Annotated in this window: 1 pseudogene; it reads right to left on the bottom strand. The window is 67.5% G+C overall.

Going from position 1 to position 228, the window contains the following annotated elements:
- A pseudogene (locus ACRHNM_RS18570) lies at positions 1-228 on the bottom strand (hypothetical protein); the annotation flags it as partial.

The following is a 228-nucleotide window of genomic DNA, read 5'->3' as shown; positions in this document are numbered from 1 at the left end:
GTTGGCCATCTTCTTGGCCACCGCCACCGGGTCGCCGATGATGATCTCGTAGCGCTCGGCTGCAGCATCGCCCAGGGGCAGGCGGATGAAGCGATCGATCTGCTCGGAGGACGGCGCCGCCACGGTCGGGCCGGTCAGGATCAGCGGGAACGGCAGGTCCTTGTTTTCCTCGCGCAGCAGGATGCCGAGCAGGTACAGGATTTCCTCGGCGGTGCCGACGCCACCGGC

Origin of the sequence: Psychroserpens mesophilus, from assembly GCF_050617655.1 — a bacterium.
Lineage (GTDB): Bacteria > Bacteroidota > Bacteroidia > Flavobacteriales > Flavobacteriaceae > Psychroserpens > Psychroserpens mesophilus_A.
The sequence above is the reverse complement of the archived record's forward strand: the minus strand, read 5'-3'. Positions and strand labels throughout refer to the sequence as shown.